At 41.0% G+C, this 18,963-nt stretch carries 21 protein-coding genes and 2 pseudogenes; 10 read left to right on the top strand and 13 right to left on the bottom strand.

The features are described from left to right. Positions 1–82 precede the first annotated feature (82 nt). Both ACERC6_RS05855 and ACERC6_RS05860 read left to right on the top strand, forming a co-directional pair. Complete coding sequence (locus ACERC6_RS05855) at positions 83–1,177, top strand: hypothetical protein (RefSeq protein WP_373628148.1); 1,095 nt, start codon at positions 83–85, stop codon at positions 1,175–1,177. Next, entirely contained in the window at positions 1,165–1,518 is a 354-nt protein-coding gene (locus ACERC6_RS05860) for an RnfH family protein (RefSeq protein WP_373628149.1), read from the top strand. The genes ACERC6_RS05855 and ACERC6_RS05860 overlap by 13 nt, the downstream gene beginning before the upstream one ends. Positions 1,519–1,634: 116 nt before the next feature. Here ACERC6_RS05860 and ACERC6_RS05865 read toward each other — a convergent pair whose 3' ends face one another. Then, complete coding sequence (locus ACERC6_RS05865) at positions 1,635–2,006, bottom strand: outer membrane protein assembly factor BamE (RefSeq protein WP_284674130.1); 372 nt, start codon at positions 2,004–2,006, stop codon at positions 1,635–1,637. Between the two features lie 354 nt (positions 2,007–2,360). On the opposite strand from ACERC6_RS05865, the gene fur reads away from it, so the two are divergent. Then, positions 2,361–2,795, top strand: a complete 435-nt coding sequence (gene fur, locus ACERC6_RS05870; protein WP_284674131.1) for a ferric iron uptake transcriptional regulator — start codon at positions 2,361–2,363, stop codon at positions 2,793–2,795. 130 nt (positions 2,796–2,925) lie between these two features. Here the strand turns inward: fur and ACERC6_RS05875 are convergent, their stop codons facing one another. Next, the gene (locus tag ACERC6_RS05875; protein ID WP_373628150.1) at positions 2,926–3,966 is read right to left on the bottom strand and encodes a type IV pilus twitching motility protein PilT; all 1,041 of its coding nucleotides are present in this window, start codon (positions 3,964–3,966) and stop codon (positions 2,926–2,928) included. Between the two features lie 187 nt (positions 3,967–4,153). Here ACERC6_RS05875 and ACERC6_RS05880 point away from each other — a divergent pair, with 187 nt between their 5' ends. Then, on the top strand, positions 4,154–4,846 hold the full coding sequence (locus tag ACERC6_RS05880; RefSeq protein WP_373628167.1) for a YggS family pyridoxal phosphate-dependent enzyme: 693 nt from the start codon (positions 4,154–4,156) through the stop codon (positions 4,844–4,846). Positions 4,847–4,979: 133 nt separating this feature from the next. After that, a complete protein-coding gene (locus tag ACERC6_RS05885; RefSeq protein ID WP_284674133.1) occupies positions 4,980–6,041 on the top strand; it encodes an NADH:flavin oxidoreductase/NADH oxidase in 1,062 nt (353 codons plus the stop codon). 374 nt (positions 6,042–6,415) lie between these two features. Here the strand turns inward: ACERC6_RS05885 and ACERC6_RS05890 are convergent, their stop codons facing one another. Next, positions 6,416–6,688, bottom strand: a complete 273-nt coding sequence (locus ACERC6_RS05890; protein ID WP_373628151.1) for a YkgJ family cysteine cluster protein — start codon at positions 6,686–6,688, stop codon at positions 6,416–6,418. A 510-nt stretch (positions 6,689–7,198) separates the two neighbouring features. On the opposite strand from ACERC6_RS05890, the pseudogene ACERC6_RS05895 reads away from it, so the two are divergent. After that, positions 7,199–7,282 (top strand): annotated as a pseudogene (locus ACERC6_RS05895) (IS1595 family transposase); the annotation flags it as partial. Between the two features lie 42 nt (positions 7,283–7,324). Then, positions 7,325–8,857: a methyltransferase regulatory domain-containing protein gene (locus ACERC6_RS05900; protein ID WP_284674135.1), complete on the top strand. Its 1,533-nt coding sequence runs from the start codon at positions 7,325–7,327 to the stop codon at positions 8,855–8,857. Positions 8,858–8,978: 121 nt separating this feature from the next. Here ACERC6_RS05900 and ACERC6_RS05905 read toward each other — a convergent pair whose 3' ends face one another. The 3 genes from ACERC6_RS05905 to ACERC6_RS05915 all read right to left on the bottom strand — a co-directional run bounded on the left by ACERC6_RS05905 (position 8,979) and on the right by ACERC6_RS05915 (position 10,852). Further along, positions 8,979–9,194 carry a hypothetical protein gene (locus ACERC6_RS05905; protein WP_373628152.1) on the bottom strand — a complete coding sequence of 72 codons (216 nt, stop codon included), beginning with the start codon at positions 9,192–9,194 and terminating at the stop codon, positions 8,979–8,981. Positions 9,195–9,402: 208 nt separating this feature from the next. Continuing rightward, a complete protein-coding gene (locus tag ACERC6_RS05910; protein ID WP_373628153.1) occupies positions 9,403–9,606 on the bottom strand; it encodes a LysR substrate-binding domain-containing protein in 204 nt (67 codons plus the stop codon). A gap of 4 nt (positions 9,607–9,610) precedes the next feature. Then, positions 9,611–10,852 carry a hypothetical protein gene (locus tag ACERC6_RS05915; protein ID WP_373628154.1) on the bottom strand — a complete coding sequence of 414 codons (1,242 nt, stop codon included), beginning with the start codon at positions 10,850–10,852 and terminating at the stop codon, positions 9,611–9,613. Between the two features lie 147 nt (positions 10,853–10,999). Here ACERC6_RS05915 and ACERC6_RS05920 point away from each other — a divergent pair, with 147 nt between their 5' ends. After that, a complete protein-coding gene (locus ACERC6_RS05920; RefSeq protein ID WP_373628155.1) occupies positions 11,000–11,125 on the top strand; it encodes a hypothetical protein in 126 nt (41 codons plus the stop codon). Positions 11,126–11,302: 177 nt separating this feature from the next. Here the strand turns inward: ACERC6_RS05920 and ACERC6_RS05925 are convergent, their stop codons facing one another. From ACERC6_RS05925 to ACERC6_RS05945, 5 genes and pseudogenes are all read right to left on the bottom strand, one after another. Next, entirely contained in the window at positions 11,303–11,587 is a 285-nt protein-coding gene (locus tag ACERC6_RS05925) for an SGNH hydrolase domain-containing protein (protein WP_373628156.1), read from the bottom strand. Next, positions 11,541–12,032, bottom strand: a complete 492-nt coding sequence (locus tag ACERC6_RS05930; RefSeq protein WP_373628157.1) for an acyltransferase family protein — start codon at positions 12,030–12,032, stop codon at positions 11,541–11,543. Before ACERC6_RS05930 ends, ACERC6_RS05925 begins: the two co-directional genes overlap by 47 nt. Before the next feature lie 89 nt (positions 12,033–12,121). Next, positions 12,122–12,307 (bottom strand): hypothetical protein, encoded by a 186-nt coding sequence (locus ACERC6_RS05935; RefSeq protein ID WP_373628158.1) that lies wholly within the window; start codon positions 12,305–12,307, stop codon positions 12,122–12,124. Next, entirely contained in the window at positions 12,289–12,420 is a 132-nt protein-coding gene (locus ACERC6_RS05940; RefSeq protein WP_373628159.1) for a hypothetical protein, read from the bottom strand. Before ACERC6_RS05940 ends, ACERC6_RS05935 begins: the two co-directional genes overlap by 19 nt. Positions 12,421–12,461: 41 nt before the next feature. Next, positions 12,462–12,743: pseudogene (locus ACERC6_RS05945) on the bottom strand (IS1595 family transposase); the annotation flags it as partial. 376 nt (positions 12,744–13,119) lie between these two features. Between ACERC6_RS05945 and cysS the strand changes: the two are divergent. Next, positions 13,120–14,559: a cysteine--tRNA ligase gene (cysS, locus tag ACERC6_RS05950; RefSeq protein WP_373628160.1), complete on the top strand. Its 1,440-nt coding sequence runs from the start codon at positions 13,120–13,122 to the stop codon at positions 14,557–14,559. Positions 14,560–14,716: 157 nt separating this feature from the next. Here cysS and ACERC6_RS05955 read toward each other — a convergent pair whose 3' ends face one another. Further along, positions 14,717–16,021 carry a homoserine dehydrogenase gene (locus tag ACERC6_RS05955; RefSeq protein ID WP_373628161.1) on the bottom strand — a complete coding sequence of 435 codons (1,305 nt, stop codon included), beginning with the start codon at positions 16,019–16,021 and terminating at the stop codon, positions 14,717–14,719. Between the two features lie 156 nt (positions 16,022–16,177). Next, positions 16,178–16,987, bottom strand: a complete 810-nt coding sequence (locus ACERC6_RS05960) for a DsbC family protein (protein WP_373628162.1) — start codon at positions 16,985–16,987, stop codon at positions 16,178–16,180. A 354-nt stretch (positions 16,988–17,341) separates the two neighbouring features. On the opposite strand from ACERC6_RS05960, the gene guaB reads away from it, so the two are divergent. Beyond that, the gene (gene guaB, locus ACERC6_RS05965; protein WP_373628163.1) at positions 17,342–18,814 is read left to right on the top strand and encodes an IMP dehydrogenase; all 1,473 of its coding nucleotides are present in this window, start codon (positions 17,342–17,344) and stop codon (positions 18,812–18,814) included. Positions 18,815–18,963: the final 149 nt, after the last annotated feature.

Here is an 18,963-nt window from a genome sequence, read left to right on the forward strand (position 1 = left end):
GCCCCATCTGGGGTTTTTTTGTTGTCTACGTATTGATGTGGTTTTGTGATACAATGGAGTATCTTTTTTATAAGGCTAGACTATGTTTCAAAGACAACTGATGTTTTTTGTGGCGTGTGCATTGCCGTTGTTATTTGCACACCAACTTCCACCAAACATGGCAAGGGAATTGGATTTTTGGCTAATTTGGCTTGTGGCGATGAGTGTGGTTGGGCTACCCGTTTTGTTTGCGGAGTTTGCTCTGTCGGCTCGTAGCGGTCAGACCCCTTGGCTTGGTATGCAAAAACTCACCAGAGAGGCAGATGCGTCTATGGTATGGCGAATCTTTGCAGGATTGTCGGTACTGGTGTCTATTCTTATTGCTGCCAATATTGTCTCTTATGTGGCAGGGGGTTTTAAGATGCACATGCCACAAGTGGCTGACAATCTTGGCGTGCCAAGCATAGGCATTGCAACAGCCTTAAGTATTGTTGTGTTGATTTTAAGTCTGCTAAAGTCTCGCTTATTGCCTGTAGGTTTGCTTTTGATTTTGGTGGGTTCGCTGATATCGCTATTTGATGGTGGTCTGGCCAGTGGTGTGAGCATACCTGTGCTTACGCAGGTTACGCTTGGTGAGTGGGGTCGTGCCGTGTTGCTTGCACTACTGTCGGTGGGTGTGGGTACGGGTCTGTATTGGTTCGGTAGCGTCAATGCGACCTTAGAGGTGGTCGATGCTAAGAAATCTTTGACAGGCATGATTTTGCCGATTTGGTTTACACAGCTTATTTTTGGTTCATTGGCACTGTTGGCAGGCAGTGCGATGGTTAATCAGACCTCCTTTGTGGTGGCAGGCGTTGGTATGTTGTTGGTCGCAGCGTTTTTGTTGTCCTATGCCGGTGGTCAGCTGATTGCTCGTTTTGGCATGATGGTAGGTGGAGTAATTTTATTGGTGCTTGGTTTGGCATTTGGTTTATTACCATCAAGCGTGCTACTCATTGTTCTGTCGGTCATCAGTTTGGTTGCGGTTGTTGTACTGGCGATATTTGCAGGCTTTGTGATGAAAATCAGCCATTTGCGTAAGATACTAAATTTTGGTAGCGAGCTTCGTTATAATGTCTGGCGTGTACTGATTCGCATTGTTGTGCCTATGGCGGTCTTGGTTGCTTTTGTGGGTTTGGTAACAGAATGGCTGATGTAATGGTGCGTGTGGCTTTGGCTTATGTTGCCAAACAAGGCGAGCAACTGTACACCGAGATGGATATTCCTGATGGCACAACGGTCTGGCAAGTTTTGCAGATGAGCGGTTGGCTTGATATGCCGATATTGTCTGAGTTTGCCAGCTGGTGTGCGGACAATCAGCACGCCAGTCCCAATCATAAGGCTTGGTATGTCGGTATTTATGGACAAAAAAAACGCCTAGATACACCACTGCATGATGGCGATAGGGTGGAGATTTATCGTGCTTTATCATATGACCCAATGACCAGACGCAAACAAAAATCCAAAAAACAAGTTAGAAATAAAAGTCTAAACCCATGATGATTCGTTGGTGGCTTAATGCTTTATCAATCATTAAAAACAAAAAGCACGCAAAATTTAGCGTGCTTTTTTATTGTTGTGATGGCTGTCTATGGTCTAGAGTGAGACCACAAGTGTTATTGGGCTTTTTGTGTTTTTGTAGGTAGGCTATCATGCCCATCAATACGCACCACACGACCATTTTGAAAGTAGATGCTCATGTATTGACTGGCATTTTTGATATTAGTCTTGCCTTCTCTTTTACCCACAGTGCCTGCGGTGTAGTCATAGATATAATCCCAACGATTAGGATTTAGGGTGTCATGCACAGCAGGACTACCGAGTAGATACAGCACTTGGTCGGCACTCATACCCACCTGAATCCGAGAGGCTTTTTCTTGGGTGATGGGCGTGCCTTGAGGCAAATCGATGGTATAGACACGAAATATGCTACAACCAGATAGGGCGGTTATTGATGCCAGCAGGGTGGCTGTTAGGATTTTTTTCATGGTGTTGTCTCTGATGGTATTATCTTTTGATTATTTTGCAAAGGGGTGCTTCGCCATTTAAATTTTTAACATATTAAACGCAAGTGCCCAAATATGCAAGTTTTTTGTGCCGTATTTTTGGTGATTAAATGCAGGTTTTAGTGTGAAAAACAGCGATATGCTGTGGATATGGGTTGATTTGTTTAATGGGAGTTATTGACAAATTTTTACTTAAAATATATGGGTTTTGGGGTGTAATTTACAGGAAAATGTGATAAAGTATGTTTCATTCATTTTGTAATTGATTATCAGATGATAATAAACCATTCATGAACATTTGATAAAATCAATCATAACGACATAGGTTAGACAATTATGGCATTTACCAATAAAGATTTACGCAAAGCAGGGCTTAAAGTAACCCTGCCACGCATCAAGATTTTAGAACTCTTAGAGACCGCAGAGCATCATCACATGAGTGCAGAAGATGTGTATCGTGCGTTGGCGACACAAGGGGAAGATGTTGGCTTGGCAACTGTGTATCGTGTGCTGACCCAGTTTGAGCAGGCAGGCATTGTTGAGCGACACAACTTTGAAAATAATCTGTCAGTATTTGAGATTGTCCAAGAAGACCATCATGACCATTTGGTGTGCGATGTTTGTGGTAAAATTGTTGAGTTTAACAACAAAGTCATCGAAGATGAGCAAACCAAAGTGGCACAGCAGTATGGCTTTAAGCTGTCGGCACACTCTTTGGTGTTGCACGGGGTGTGTGATAAAGAAGAGTGTCAAAAGACGCTAGATAATTAAATTGATTAAAAAAACAGCCAAATTTGGCAAGTGTTATATTAGATTTATTCACAAAAATAACCTACTTGTTTAGGTTATTTTTGTTTTTATTGGTCGTGAACAAATTAGCTGTTAAATTCATTAAGCGGCACTAAAGTCGTTCAGGCTCATTGGCAAAACTTAGGGCGGTTTGTCTATCAATCAGACCTTGATTAAGTAGCTGTCTTAGACTACCATCAAAACTCATCATGCCATCAGACATTCCTGTTTGTATTGCCGAACGCATCTGGGCAACTTTGTTTTCACGGATTAAATTGCGAATGGCAGGTGTAGCCATCATGATTTCAAAGGCTGCCACACGCCCACCGTTGATTTTTGGGATTAAGGTTTGGGAGATGACGGCTTGTAGCGATTCTGAAATCATGGAACGAATCAGGTTTTTTTCGTGAGCATCAAAGACATCAATAATGCGATCAATGGCTTTGGGGGCGTTGTTGGTATGTAAGGTTGCAAGGACCAGATGACCTGTTTCTGCCGCTCGTAGGGCAAGGCGAATACTGGATAAATCACGCAGTTCGCCAATTAAAATCACATCAGGATCTTCACGCATGGCAGATGTTAGTGCCTGCTCAAAATCATGCGTGTCTTTTTTAATCTCACGCTGGTTGATGAGAGCAATTTTAGAAGTGTGTATGAATTCGATGGGGTCTTCAATGGTTAAAATGTGTATGGGGCGATGCTGATTCATATAATCAATCATGGCAGCCAGCGTGGTGGATTTACCTGAGCCTGTCGCCCCTGTGATGAGTATCAGACCTTGATTTAATTGACATAATTTTTTGAAAGTGTTACTAGGGTCTAAGTCGTTAATATGTGGTATTTGGTCGATAATCAAGCGAAAGACTGCCGATATACCACGGCTTTGATAAAAAGCATTGGCACGAAATCGGCACAGTCCGACAATCTCAAAAGAAAAGTCCAGTTCTTTTTGTTGTGTCAGTTCATCAAGCTGTTTTTTATTTATTATTTCACTAAGTAGCCGTATGATGTCATCATGACTAAGCACAGCAGTCTGAATCGGCATGATATCGCCATCAATACGCAAACGAGGCTTTTCGCCTGCAGATAAGTGCAAATCTGAGGCGTGCATCTGTTTGGCATAGCAAAGCAGGTCGGCAAGTGTTGTAATCATGTTGGCGTTCATGGTGGATTTATGAGTTATTAAATCATGTTTTTGGGTTGATAAACAATCATTTTATGTAAATTTTATAAAATTGCTTAAAAAGATTGGGTGGTCATGATACACTGATATGGTAACAGTAAATATGATAAACCTAAGTACTTTATTAGGTAAGGAACAAGAGATAAAAGAGATGGTCATGCGACAAGACGAACTGTTTAACCATTATAGACAAGTTACCAACGCACTCAATCAAGCAAATGAGCAAAGCAAACAAAAAACCCTAGCCAAACTGCTTGCAGTATCTAAAACCAAGCCTGAATCTGACATTAGAACATTATTTGACTGCGGACAGCGTGATTTTGGTGAGAATTATCTGCAAGAGGCGATTGGTAAGCAAAGTCAGCTAACCGATTTGCCAATCACATGGCATTATATTGGTAGTATTCAGCGGAATAAAACCCGAGACATCGCCACTCATTTTGATTGGGTGCATACCATTGAACGAGAGGTGATTGCAAATAGACTCAATGAGCAACGAGGTGAGCTGCCCCCACTTAATGTGCTAATTCAGATTAATATTGATGATGAGAATACCAAATCTGGCGTACAGCCCGATAAACTACTCACTTTGGCACGGCAGGTGGAAAGTTTGTCAAAGCTGTGTTTGCGTGGCATGATGATTATCCCTGCCAAAGACAGTCATGATGCGTTTGTGCGAGCCAAAGCATTGTTTGATGAGATGGCGGATTTGGGTGAATTTGCCCATTGGGATACTTTGAGCATGGGCATGAGTGCAGATATGGAAGATGCGGTGGCAAATGGGGCAACAATGGTGAGAGTGGGAACGGCTCTATTTGGAGCTAGGAACTATGGACAGTCGTCTGATTGATTATTCATTTTTAAAATGATGATAACAATCTGACTGTGGTTACAAAGCTGTCTTATTTGTAACAATAATAAATATTGCTAGTATGGCAAGCTTGCTATAATAATCTGATTCATGTCTATTAGGAATATTTAACATGGCAAAAATCCGCCAACTTTTTACCCCTTTTTCTATCAAAAACCTAGAATTAAAAAACCGTGTCGTTATGCCGCCAATGTGTCAATATTCAGCAACTGACGGCATGCCAAATGATTGGCATTTTGTCCACTATACAAGCCGTGCGGTGGGTGGTGTGGGTTTGATTATCGTGGAGATGACCAATGTTGCCCCTAACGGTCGCATAAGCCCTAATTGCTTGGGACTGTGGAATGATGCACAAAAAGACGCTTTCAAAAAAATCGTGGACAGCGTTCACGCCCATGGTGCTAAAATCGCTATCCAAATCGCTCATGCAGGTAGAAAAGCTCAAGACGAACCGAATGCTGTAGCCCCAAGCCCCATTCATTATGGTGAGCTAGATTATGCTGGGCAAAATCTGATTACGCCAAGAGAGCTGAGCACACAAGAAGCCAAAGACTTGGTGCAGGCCTTTACCAATTCAGTCAAAAGAGCGGTGGATGCAGGCTTTGATGCGATTGAGCTTCACGCCGCACATGGTTATTTGATTCATCAATTTTATTCGCCAAAATCCAATCAGCGTAACGATGAATACGGTCAAGATAAAGCATTGTTTGGTGTGGAAGTCATCAAGGCGTGTAAGGCGGTAATGCCTGCGGATATGCCTTTGATTGTTCGCATTTCTGCCCAAGAATATGGCAAAGATGGCTTTGACAGCGATTATGGTGTGGAGATTGCTAAGCGATTTGCGGACGCAGGGGCAGATATGCTTGATGTGAGTGGTGGTGGCGATGGCGTATTGCACAAAGGTAATCACCCAGAGATTTGTGCAGGCTATCAAGTGTCGCTTGCTCGCAAGGTCAAAGAGGTAACAGGCAAGCCTGTGATTGCAGTAGGCTTGCTTGACAACCCCGCCCTTGCCGACCATGTATTATGTGCAGGCGATGCCGACCTTGTGGCGGTAGGGCGTGGGCTTTTAAGAGACCCTTATTGGGTATTAAACGCCCAATATCAACAAAATCGGGCAGATAGCTCTGAAATGCAGTTTGTACCACGACAATATGAGCGTGGATTTATGTGATTTAAAATGATGTGATTACACCGCTCTACATATTATTTGGAGCGGTGTTTTTTGGGTATGTGGAGTATTTAGTGATGGGCTAAAATGTTTTGACTGTCATTTTGGCAAGTTGTTTGACGATGACCGCTCTTGTAAATAACACGCACACCGATTAAATCATATACTTAACTGACCGTGTTTATGCACTAGAAGGTCAAGTTGATAATATCGCTATGATTAAAAATGATAATATTCTATATATTATGGACATACAAATTGCCAATAGCCATGCTGGTATTAAAAGTCAAATTGGCAAAATCAGCCCAAAACTTATCAGCTATGGACGGTTATGAGACCATCTAAATTTTGGTATTAAAATTTATAAAAAGTAAGTGCTATTTTGGCGTTTGGTTTTGAAGTTGATGGCAAGCTTCAAGATTGAGATTGACGAAAGTCTCCCAATCTATTTTATTCTGAAAATGCATCTGGTAATAACGCTCAACTTGGCAAACTAATGGGCGAGTCTCATAAATCTGGCATAGATTGGTATCGGTATCCAAAAATTGACAAATACCATCGCCCCTGTCCAAAAAAGCAGTTTGTTCGCTTTTATAGACATGGCGACAGCATAGACCGCAAGCGATGCAGGGGAAGGGTTTGTGGGTCAAGTAATTTCGCCTTGATAGTTGTTATTGATGATTTGTTTGGCTTTGTAAATATTGTTGTTAGCATCGCTCAATACAAGGTGTATTATAGCGTGGGTTGGGGCTGGATTTAAAAACCATTCGTGATTCTTTTGATGTCATTTAAAATAAATTAAAGCAAGATGGCAATCTCATCAACAAAGGCGAAAAAGATGATGAAAGTTTGGCGGATTTTACTGATAAAAGCATTTGTTCAAAACTAGCCGATAAGACTTTTGATAGCTCGGTTACGGCTGTTTTGATTTCGCCTAAGATGAAAGGCTTTTTTGGGGTCTGAGAAAGACCGATATATACTTTGAAAAGTGCTTATTCATTAAACAATAAAAAAGTCGGATAATAGAAACAAAAGAAATGCCATTTTATGGATTGCTTTATCTGATAGAAATAGGCATTTGATGCAAATAAATCTGGATTTTATTTTAATATTTTTTTAAAAACTAAATAATTTAAGGTATAATAATTGCCCTGAAACGAATATTCTTAAAGAAATGTGAATTTCGGTTTAACTTTAACACACCAAAAGAGCAGTAAAAACACTGCAAATGGTGTGGAATTTAGGTTTTATTTACTACAGCCCTTTATTTTTTTGGAGATGTTTTAATGTTTGACTGGTCTGAAGGCTATATGAAAGATATCAATTATACAGTGGGGTATTATCCGGATCTGAATCCGCAACGCTGTATTTTGCCTTTGTTGATGGAAAATATTGCCCCGCCGGCTATTTTGGATAATCAGTATAATGCCTGCGAACTTGGTTTTGGAATGGGGGTATCGATTAACATCCATTCAAATAATAATGCCCAATGGTATGGTACGGATTTTAATCCTGCTCACGCACTCTTTGCCCAAAATCTTGCTCAAGGTAAGGAAAATTTATTTTTATCCGATCAATCTTTTCAAGCGTTTTGCACCAGAGAGGATTTGCCGGACTTTGACTATATCAGTCTTCACGGTATTTTCTCTTGGATTTCGCCGGAAAATCAGCAAGTTATCGTTGATTTTGTTGAGCGTAAGTTAAAGGTTGGCGGCGTTTTGTATATTAGTTATAACGCTCAGCCGGGTTGGTCAACAAAAGCACCATTACGACATTTAGTTGAACAATATTATAAGATGCAGCCTTCAATGCAAGGCAGCGGTGAGAATTTAAAATCTGCATTATCCTCAGTGCAACAAACCGTATCACTCTGTTCGGCGATGTCTAAGAAAGCACCACTGCTTGTAGAAGAAATAGAACATATAGCTGGTATGGATGCTCGTTATGTCGCTCACGAGTATTTGAATGAACATTGGCAACCAATGTATTTTAGTGAGATGGAGGCGTATTTAAAGCAAGCTAAAATGAGTTTTGCGTGTTCTGCAAACTATGTTGATGATTACACATTATCACTCTTTAATGAAGAACAGATGGCATTTTTGGCGGGCATTAAAGATCCTTCATTGAGACAGACGATAAAAGATTTCTTTTTAAATCGGACATTTAGACGAGACCTGTGGGTTAAAGGCAAAAGAGAGCTAACCGATATAGAAAAAGAGCAAATTTGGAATAAACTGAGCATTATTCTAACAACAGACAGAGAAAATGTTAAAAACACATTGACCTACAGTGTTCAGGTTAATTTGAACGAAAAGTATATCAATGCACTGTTGGATATTTTATCGGATTATAAAATTCATTCGGTTGCGACCCTACGGAAAAAACTAGAGAAAGAGATTCCGACAAAGGCATTTTTTGAACTGTTGGCTATTTTAGAGGCAAGAAATGAAATTATGCTGGCACACTCCGATGATGTTATTGCTCGGAATAAGAAGTCGTGTGAGCAACTCAACCAGCGGATTGTCGATCATGCACTGAGTCCAACGGAGATGGGTGTGATGGCTAGCCCTGTAACGGGATCGGGGATTTACTGCAATGATGTTGAATTGCTTTTTATTGCCGGATATTTACAAGGCATTAAGCAGGATAAATTGGAAAACTATGTTTGGAAGCGTCTAAAGGCAATGAACAAATCCTTGACTAAAGACGGGGAATTGTTAGAAGGCGAAGCAGCCAATTTAGCTGAATTAAAAGAACTTAAAGCCGAGTTTGTGAAGAAGAAGCTGAACTTATTGAAAGGATTGCAGATTTTATCATAATCGTGCGTTGAGGTGGATTTACCGTTGTTGTGAAAAAGCCAAAGCTAATACCCTCAGTACGCCTGTGTTTGTACTGGGGGTATTTTATGGGCTGTTATATTGCGGCACTTTATGAATCCAACTATCCGTATGATTGAAAGGTCTTATTTTGGTGGCAGGTATTGGCATACGGATTACTCAGCGTCGCAAGCCAACGCACATTCTGATTATTGAGATAGAAAAACTGTGCTTGATTGGTTAGTAGAAAATCCAAATCAGGGCGACTATTCGCCTCCCCCAACCCCAACGGCACCAGCTCAAACTGCTCACTTGGCAACTGCTCATTCAACCAATCCACCCACGGCTGTCAGTGGCTGCGGGTATAAACCTCCCCACGCTGGGCGAGAATGCCGATTTGCCATGTTTCGGCAAGTACCGTGTGGGAGAGCAGTAGAAGAAAGAGAAATAGGTGTTTCATTTTGGAGCGTTGGAGAATTGATATGTTTATCATAATCGGTTGAACTGAAATTGGCAAAATCCTACTGCTTTTTGCCGCTTGTTTAGGCTCAGGTTTTCTCTGCGATAAATTCCACAAACTTGCTCGCTATCGCAGACGGATAACGCTGTGAGGCATACAGCATAAGCAATTCATAATCAGGCTTTTCAAGCTCAGGCAAAATCTCTACCACACGATTGTTTCTTATCCATTCGTTTGCCATAAAATCAGCTACTTGCCCAATCGCTTGCCTCTGCAAAATCATATACTCCACCGCATCATCCTTTTGGATTGTGTTGGATAGGTATAATTGCAATTCTATTTTCCTCTTTAAAAATAAAATCTTGTAGTTTTCCAAGATTAAATAATTCCGTGTGGTCAATTGCTGTAAATTGAATCGCAGATTGTTGTGCCAAATTCAATCCAAGAGAAATTCTATCTTGTATTAAGGTAATCCAACTTGAATGGCGATATTTATTTTTATAAATAATAGGAGAAGCGTGTGTATTATAAGGCGGATCAATATAAATACATTTGACTTGCCCTTGATATTTGGCTTGTAGCAGATTTAGGGCTTGGAAATTATCACTATGAATGATTGTACCGCCGATTTGATTGTCCAAATCATCAAAAGTCGCCAATAATTTGGCTTGAAAGGCGTGATGAAACAAAGAAGTATTGATAACCAAATGCACATTTTCACGCTTGATATTCTCTGCACCATATAAGTTTTGCCATTCTTGAATTTGCTTTTCGTTGGCAAAAATTTCATCATAAAACTGACTTGGAATATTATCCAGCGTGATTAAATAATGACAATCGGCAACAAATTTTTTCTTTTCCCAAAGTCGTTTTTGGAAATTTTCCAATTGTGCCAAAAAGGCAATAATATCAAAGGCAATGGCACGCAAAGTTTGAATTAAGTGTAAATTTTGGGCAATATGGTCGGCGGTTTGAGCATTGTCAATATCGTCCAAATTCATCACTTCGTTTTTGATATAAAAATCCAATTCACGCTTTAAAAATCCACCCAAATCTTTATGAATAAAATAATCGGCGGTATTTTTGGCGGTGTAGTCGCTTAAATGTTTTTCTAATAGCGTGCGTTCTTTATTTTTGTCTGTTGGGATTTTTTCTGTCAGTGCCTGCCAGTTTGTTGCCACCGTTTCATTGGCAGAAATGGTTGCCAAATCGTCTGCCAAAATTTTGTCTTGTTTGGCGGATTTGGGAAAGGCTTTGTAATCAAATAAAATGGTTAAAACTTGTCCGTTATCAGACTCGTAAATGGGTAAAATTTCATTGTCATTGTCATTGTCATTGTCATTGTCATTGTCATCGATTTGGGCATTGGCAAGAGCAAAAAAGCGTTTGGAATCGTTGTCTTTTTGATTGTCTTTGGCAGTATCAGCTTGATTTAATTTAAAAAAGACTTCTCGTCCGTCCGATAATTTAAAGCGGTAATTGGCAAAGTTTTCGCCCGACTTGGTGTAATATTGGTCCTTGTTTGCCCAATGGAGCAATACTTCTTCGCCATTGTAGGGAATGGCGTAGGTGTCGCCCTTATAACGCCCAAAAAAGGTGAGCAGGTGGCGATATACGGCATTTTGGACATCTGTGTTGCCACTTAATTCATCGGCAGCTTTTTTAGGCAGGGTGTGATTAAGATAATGGCTAATTATGCTGTTCTCTGCGTGGGCGGTGGCGTGGAAATTAATCCAAGTGATAAGCTAATTTCTGTTCCGCTTGTGGGGGCAGGGGGGGGTAAATCCTGCTCATCCTCACCGCACTTTTAGTCGCAGGGTTGGCATTTAGCAGTGAAACCGATCGGCATGATTTCTTTCTACTTTTTGTTCCTCAAACAAAAAACCGCCAATAAGCGGTCATTTTTTGAAAAAAATTTGCAAATATCGCCCTAGCGAATGGGCGGAAGAAAAGCGTGCCAATTTTAGCACGCTTTTGCTCAAACGACACTACTTACTCAATTTCTCTACCTCATCTGCCATAAGCAAGTGTTCATTTTTATGGAACCGTTCTGCCATATAGAATGAGCCGAAAGAATTTAAGTGATCTTGATCGATATAAAGCGGAATACCATTAATAAAATATTCTTGAGGCAAATATTTTGTGGGATCAACCCATTGAACATTAGGAATATCTTTAATCAAATTAAAGATATGCTGATTGCTTTCTGCTTTATTTCCTAACTCTTCAATTGGTTTTAAAAACCGATCTAAGCCATATTTCTCTAAAAACACAGATCTTAAATGAAAGGGCCGATTTTCGAATCGGTTTCTCCAATAAAAAATAACTTAATAAGGAACAAATAAAAGTTGCACCAAGAATAATGAGAACAACATTAAAACTTAATTGCTGCTCTGCCGTGATATAATGCACCCAAGCAATAAACAGCCAATGGAATAAATATAATGAATAAGATAGTTTTCCGACAAACACCATTGGCTTAGAAGAAAAGAGTTTCTTTATCAGACTTTGGCTGTTTTCCATTGAAGAAATTAATATTGCCGTTAAAACACAAGGCAACAATAAACTGCCCTTTAGTAATAAAGGCATCTCTTTATGGAATAAAAACAAGCAAGCTAGCAATGCGAAAAAAGCAATGAAACTCACATAATATTGGGACTTTTCCTTCCATTTTATCGGCTTTATAACCGCTAATATAGACCCAGCCAATAGCTCCATTAAACAGGCGTTTGGATACCATCTTTATAACCGCTAATATAGACCCAGCCAATAGCTCCGGAAAGCGTAAGTTTGACGCATAATAGGTGTTATTTAATCCTAATGCCGAATATATTGAATCGGGCAATAAATAGGTAAGCGTAAAAAATAAAAACAGGAAAAATCCGTTTAATTCTTCGTGTATAGAAGTGATGGAATGAAAAATCCCCTGCCATTATTTCTGTGGCAATAATTTTAGTGATTAAATAGCCCGAAATCACAAAGAAAATATCCACCCCAATAAAACCGCCCGAAATCCAGCGATCATCAAGATGGTAAAAATAACAGAAAGAACTACCAATGCTCTTAGTCCATCAATTTCAGGACGATAAGTTATGGTTGGTTTCATAAATCATTGATTTCTCATTTTGGGACTGACATAGATTAGCCCTAAATCCCACACCATTTTCGCAGTGTTTTTAACTGCTCTTTTGGTGTTCCAAAGTTAGACCGAAATTCATATTCCTTCAAGAATAAAGGGAGATTTTTTCGGTCAATTCTGCTGTATTTTCGGAGCGTTCGTTTCGCTTGGCTCCAAAAATTTTCTATGCCGTTGATGTGATTGACATTACCAGTAAATTTTGTAAAATGCAATACCCAAAAGTAACCAAACCTACTGATATCTAAAGTATTATATATCTTTTTAATGGCTGTATCAATAATGCTATTCGGTTATACCTTTTCTCAAATAATGTGAATGTAGGTCTTAATTTTAGCATTGAGCATGGTAAGGATAAAGACTGCAATAATTCAATCAACTGATGTTGTTTATAGGTATGTAAATACCTTTTTTATGGCTTTCTGGCATAATCTGAGATGGTTGTTTTGTATAATCCTGTATTTTCTCATAAAACCCACAATCAGCACTCATTCATCAAGACATCCGGCAATCTAACAATGCTGATTTTATAACATATCCATTATCCCTGCGGACATTGTTGTCTTTTTCTTGTCGTGATTCTCTTAAGAGATTTATGGCGAAATGATGGCATTTTTGTGGAATTTTAGGTATGATAATGCGTTTAGTCAGTCATAATACGGATAAGCCATGAGTATGTTCACCAGTCATCAGCACGACCTAGTCATCTATAACACCATGAGTGCAAACAAACAGCCTTTTGTGCCGTTACAAGCAGGCAAGGTGGGTATGTATGTTTGTGGCATGACGGTATATGATTATTGCCATATTGGACATGCTCGTGTGATGGTGGCGTTTGATGTGATTTATCGTCATCTATTGGCATTAGGCTATGATGTTTGTTATGTGCGTAATATTACCGATATCGATGACAAAATCATCAATCGTGCCAATGAAAATGGCGAGACGATTGCCGAGCTTACCACAAGATTCATCACTGCCATGCATGCAGACGCTGACGCTTTAGGCTGTCTGCGTCCAAGCATTGAGCCAAAAGCGACCGAGCATATCGGCGAGATGCAACATATTATTGGTACGCTGATGGATAAAAATCACGCCTACACCAAAGGCGGAGATGTGTATTATGCGGTGGATAGCTTTAAAGAATATGGCAAGCTCTCTAAGCGAAATCTTGACGATATGCAAGCAGGTAGCCGTGTTGAGGTGGCAAGCGACAAGAGCAATCCATTTGATTTTGTACTGTGGAAAAAAGCCAAATTAGGCGAGCCAGCATGGGCAAGCCCGTGGGGTGATGGTCGTCCGGGTTGGCATATTGAATGCTCGGCGATGAGCGGGGCTTGCTTGGGAGAGACTTTTGATATTCATGGTGGTGGGCATGATTTGCAGTTTCCGCATCATGAAAATGAGATTGCTCAATCTGAAGCCTGTACAGGTAAGACCTATGCCAACCATTGGCTACATGTAGGGTTTATCAATGTTGATGGTGAAAAGATGAGTAAGTCTTTGGGGAATTTTTCAACCATCAAAGAGGTGCTTGCTAAGTTTCATGGCGAGACCATCAGATTTTTTATCCTATCGAGCCACTATCGTAGTCAGGTGAACTTCTCTGATGTTGCTTTAAATGAGAGTCATACCGCCATCAGTCGTTTATATCATGCTCTAAAATCAGCCGAGAGTGTAGGTAAGGTTGTGGTTGATGATACCATCGTTTTGCAGGATTTTGCTAAAGGTTTTGTCAAGGATTTTATCTTGGCGATGAATGATGATTTTAATACACCAAAAGCAGTGAGCGTGCTGTTCTTGGTGGCAGGCGAGATTAACAAGGCGATGAAAGCAGGTGATGAACAAAGTGCCTTACAATATGGCTTGCTATTAAAAACCTTAGCGAGCAATCTTGGGTTATTGACTGCGTCTGCCAGCAAGTTTTTGCAAGCCAGTCTAGATGATGATGGATTGTCTGCTGATGTGATTGAAGCACTCATCAAGCAGCGAGCAGAAGCGAAGGCAAGCAAGGATTTTGCTCGTGCTGACCAGATTCGCCAACAATTAAAAGAGCAGGGCGTGGAGCTTGAAGATGGCCGTGCAGGGACGACTTGGAGACGAGTTTGACGAATATTGATGTAGCTAAGCCCACATCGGTTGGTTTTTAAATAAAAAAAGAGCATCACTCATTGATGCTCTTTTTTTATTTTAAGTTTTGTTTCAGATTTTTTTAAATGCGATGGTACAAGACCGCATTTGATGGTCATGAATAACTTGCCAATAATCACTCATCTAAACTTTCTAGGCGAATACGAACGACAGGTTCGGTAACGGCAGATAGTTTTTCTATTTGTTTAATGGCTTGATTCATTTGTTTTTCTAGGACGGGCAGTGTCAAGATAATAATTGGCACAAGTCCTGATTTGTGGGCATCTCTTTGCAAGATGGCGTCAATATTAATGCCGTTATCACTTAGAATGCGAGTGGTGTCAGCCAGTACACCCAGTTCATCTTTGACAGTCAGTCGCAGATAATAACCGCAGGTCATCTCATCACTAGATAAAATGCGAGTATCTGATAGCTCTTCTGGCACGAACGCAAGATGGGGAACATCGCTTGGTGTGGCGGCAGTGATGACATAAATCAAATCCATCACATCTGCCATGACTGCCGATGCGGTTGCACCAGCACCAGCACCATCGCCATAGTACAGCGATTGACCCAGTGGATGGGCATCAACCATCACCGCATTTTTTACGCCATGCACATTGGCAAGTAGGGTGGTGTCTGGGATTAGCGTTGGGTGAACACGCAGTTCAAAGCCATTTTCACGGCGAATGGCAAAGCCTAGATGTTTAATGTTGTAGCCCAGTTCTTTGGCATAGACCACATCTTGTAGGCTGACTTTGGTGATGCCTTCGCAATATACTTTGTCAAACTGAATGGGAATACCAAAGGCAATAGATGCCAATAGTGATAGTTTGTGGGCAGCATCAATGCCTTCAACATCAAAAGTAGGGTCAGCTTCAGCATAGCCTAGCACTTGAGCTTCGGCAAGCACATCACCAAATTTGCGATTCTTGGTCTGCATTTCAGTCATGATGAAGTTGCCTGTACCATTGATGATACCAGCCAACCAGTCTATTTTGTTGGCGGCTAGGGCTTCACGAATGATTTTGATGATCGGAATGCCACCTGCTACCGCTGCTTCATAACGCACTTGTACGCCATATTCATCAGCAAGTGCAAAAATTTCGTTGCCATATTTTGCCAGTAGAGCCTTATTGGCGGTAACAACATGTTTTTTATGGCGAATGGCGTGCATGATGACATCTTTGGCGATATCAGTACCACCGATGACCTCAATGACGATGTCCACATCATCAGCTTGGGCAATGGTCATCAGGTCAGCATTCTGTTGAATGCTAGGGTCAATATCATCACGGTGGCGGCGTGTGCCAACATGGGTGATATTGATGACATGACCACTGCGACGAGCCAACTCATCGGTATTGTCTTTTAGTAGATTGACCACGCCAGTACCGACAGTACCTAAGCCTAATACGGCAAGATTAATGGTTTTGTTCACAAGACGCTCTCAGATTCTGTCTATTTTAATAAAAGATGGGTGCTTAACTTATCATAACTTTGACAAACTTGCTAGATGCTTCACAAAATTTTTTATCTTCTGTTTTGTGTTCTCTTGTGTTTTAGCAAGTCTCCTAAATCACTAAGTGTTTCACCATCAATCTTTATATTCAATTGCAAGTTTGGCAAGCTCTTTAGCGGGTAAATAACCACCAATTTGTTGCCCTGATTCGGTAAAGACGGCAGGCGTACCGCTAACACCGATTTGATGACCAAGCTCTATATGACTTCTGACAGGGTTGTCGCAGGCAGGTGCGGTGATATTTTCGCCTTCTTTAGCTCGTGTTAAAGCGTCTTGACGATTGCTACTACACCAGATGGCCTCGGTGAGTTCGATAAATCTATCGTTTCTAGGCCAAGCCAAATAACGCACCTCGATACCTTGGGCGTTAATGTCGTCAATTTCGCTGTGTAGCTTTTGACAATAATGGCAAGTTGGATCAAAAAAAACATAAATGGCCGCTTTGGTCTCATTTGTGGCAGGGAAGGTGATCATCTCAGTCGGATCTACTTTGGTGAGTTTTTCTTTGGTGAGTGTGGACTGAAGGGCGGCAGTAATGTCAACTGGTCTTTCGCCACCAATATTGGCAATTTGCCCTTGGATTAGATGTTCGCCTTTGGCATCTGAAAACATGGGCGGTGCTTCATCAAAACTTACCCAATAGATACCGTCCATTGAAGTGGGTGTGGCAGACTTTACGGTCAGCTCAACGCCTGATTTTTTTAAATTTGCTTGCAACGCCGACACCAATGGGTCATTGGAGTTGCCTTGCGGTGTGGTCTGTTTATTGGCTGATTGACTGGTGCTTGTTGTTGAGACCTGAGCGTTAGAATTTTCGCTACATGCACTCAAAACAAGTGCCAAAGATAAAGATGATGTGGTGATGATGGTACGCAGCTTTATCATTGTGTTATTTTCCATTAAGGTTGTGGTAAAAAGTTTCAGGGATTATCGGTGATTGGCTAGGATTACTTAATAATCTTTATGGCTACTGATTCATAAAAATTAATAGTAATGCGGTGTGTATTTTAGTTAAAATTTATTAATTATGCCAAAATTTTTCTATAAATGCCAGTGGTATGTTAGGGATTTTTGCTAAAGACGTGTTGGATATATGTTAAAAATATCAAAAATCATTTGCTTTTTTGTCGTAATTTTTGATAGAATACATCGTTATTTTACAACCTGCATAACCTGCCTTTTGATGACTGTTTAGTTCTTTTGTCATCACAAGCAGGTAAGCTCTAAAGGAAATAACCTATGCTACGCATTGCCTACGATGCACTCACTTTTGATGATGTGCTACTATTGCCTTCCTATTCAGAAGTCCTACCTAAAGAAACCACCCTAACCACTCGCTTAACCACCGATATCAACCTTAATCTGCCAATCATCTCTGCTGCCATGGATACTGTAACAGAATCTAAGATGGCGATTGCAATGGCACAGCTTGGTGGACTAGGTATCATACATAAGAACATGAGCATTGAGCATCAAGCCAGTCGTGTTCGCCATGTCAAAAAATTTGAGGCAGGTACGGTTGCTGATCCTGTAACGGTTTATCCGGAGGTAACCGTAGGTGAGCTACTTCGTATTACTCGTGAGCATAAAATCAGTGGCGTTCCTGTGGTTGAGCGTGGCACAGATAAGGTTGTAGGTATCGTTACTCATCGTGATTTACGCTTTGAGACCAATTTGGCACAGCCTGTGGCGAATGTCATGACTCCAAAAGAAAAGTTGGTTACGGTCAAAGAGGGTACTCCACAAGAGACTATTAAGGCACTGCTACATGAGCACCGCATTGAAAAAGTGGTGGTGATTGATGATGATTTTAGACTAAAAGGCTTGATTACAGTCAATGACTTTACTAAAGCTGAAAATAACCCAAATGCCTGCAAAGACGAAAAAGGTCGTCTGCGTGTGGGTGCGGCTGTCGGCACAGGTTTGGATACAGAAGCTCGTGTTGAAGCACTGGTTGCGGCAAATGTCGATGTGATTATCGTAGATACTGCACATGGGCATTCAAAAGGCGTAATTGATCGTGTGGCGTGGATTAAAAAGAATTATCCAAATATTCAGGTAATCGGTGGCAATATTGCCACAGGTGATGCGGCATTGGCACTCATGGATGCGGGGGCAAATGCTGTTAAAGTTGGGATTGGTCCAGGCTCTATCTGTACCACTCGTATCATTGCAGGTATTGGCGTGCCACAGATTAGTGCCATTGATAATGTTGCAACAGCACTGCAAGATCGCATTCCGCTCATCGCTGATGGTGGTATCCGCTTCTCTGGCGATATGGCAAAAGCAATAGCTGCAGGGGCGTCGTGCATCATGGTGGGCAGTCTTTTGGCGGGTACAGAAGAAGCTCCAGGTGAGGTAGAATTATTCCAAGGTCGCTACTACAAAGCATATCGTGGCATGGGTTCGCTAGGGGCAATGAGTGGGCAAAATGGCTCATCTGACCGCTACTTCCAAGATGCCAAAGAAGGTGTGGATAAACTTGTTCCAGAGGGGATTGAGGGTCGTGTGCCTTATAAAGGTCCTGTAACAGGCATCATCAATCAGCTGACTGGCGGTTTGAGATCATCAATGGGATACACAGGCTGTTGCACCATTGAAGAGATGCGTAAGAATACGACTTTTGTAAAGGTAACATCAGCAGGCATGAAAGAATCTCATGTCCATGATGTGCAGATTACCAAAGAAGCACCAAACTATCGCCAAACCTAACCCAACAAAAAAACACCCCATTTTTGAACCAACCCCCAAATCTTAAACACAGGATTAAAGGCTAGGTTGATAAAACTAAGTGGTTTCGCTAAGGACTAAGTTTTTGTACTTTACAGGACTTAGTCCTTTTAGCTTGCTCTTTATTCTAT

Origin of the sequence: Moraxella sp. E33BD (assembly GCF_041807865.1) — a bacterium.
In the GTDB taxonomy this organism is placed as follows: domain Bacteria; phylum Pseudomonadota; class Gammaproteobacteria; order Pseudomonadales; family Moraxellaceae; genus Moraxella; species Moraxella haemolytica.